Origin of the sequence: Actinomadura rugatobispora (genome assembly GCF_042656285.1) — a bacterium.
Taxonomy (GTDB): Bacteria; Actinomycetota; Actinomycetes; order Streptosporangiales; family Streptosporangiaceae; genus Spirillospora; species Spirillospora rugatobispora.
Genome location: NZ_JBHSON010000271.1, coordinates 1 through 748 on the forward strand (window position 1 = coordinate 1; position 748 = coordinate 748).

Annotated in this window: 1 protein-coding gene; it reads right to left on the bottom strand. The window is 52.9% G+C overall.

Annotation, left to right across the window (positions count from 1 at the left end):
• Window positions 1-120 precede the first annotated feature (120 nt).
• Window positions 121-748 (bottom strand): IS1 family transposase gene (locus ACFPZN_RS56280; RefSeq protein ID WP_378293674.1). Its coding sequence is split into 2 segments (ribosomal slippage), with 629 coding nucleotides annotated over them: window positions 121-569 and window positions 569-748; the frame shifts between segments, so codons are not numbered across the junction. This gene is flagged as partial in the annotation.

The window sequence follows — 748 nt, forward strand, 5'->3', positions numbered from 1 at the left end:
CAGGATCTTCTTCAATACGAAAGCGCACCCTCGTGCGCACTGTGCCATTTTGTCGGGCTATTTCCCGGAGTTCATATTCCGGGACATAATCCCCCTGAATGACCGGGTAATGACTCCAATTTACTGATAGTGTTTTATGTTCAGATAGTGCCCGATGACTTTGTCATGCAGCTCCACCGATTTTGAGAACGACAGGGACTTCCTGCCCAGCCTTGCCAGATGCTGTCTCAGATTCAGGTTGTGTCGCTCAATTCGCTGCGTGTAACGCTTACTGATGACGTGCAGTTTTCCCTTCAGACGTGACTCATACATCGGCCAGCCGTCCGTCATCCATACCACCACGTCAAAAACTGACAGCAGGCTCAGAAGACGCTCCAGTGTGGCCATAGTGCGTTCACCGAAAACGTGGGCTACCACCGCCCTGCGTATCCTGTCATACGCGTAAAACAGCCAGCGCTGACGTGATTTTGCACCGACGTAGCCCCATTGCTCGTCCATCTCCGCACAGACAATGACATCACTGCCCGGCTGTATCCGGGAGGTTACTGACTGCGGCCTGAGTTTTTTAAATGGCGCAAAATGGTGTTGAGGCCCACGCCCATTAGTCGTGCGGTGGCACGGCAACCGACGCCGTTCATAGCCATATCAATGATTTTCTGGTGTGTACCGGGCTGAGAAGCGGCATAAGTGAAGGTGAGCTGCCATGTTTTACGGCAGTGAGAGCAGAGATAACGTTGATGCCCGGCAG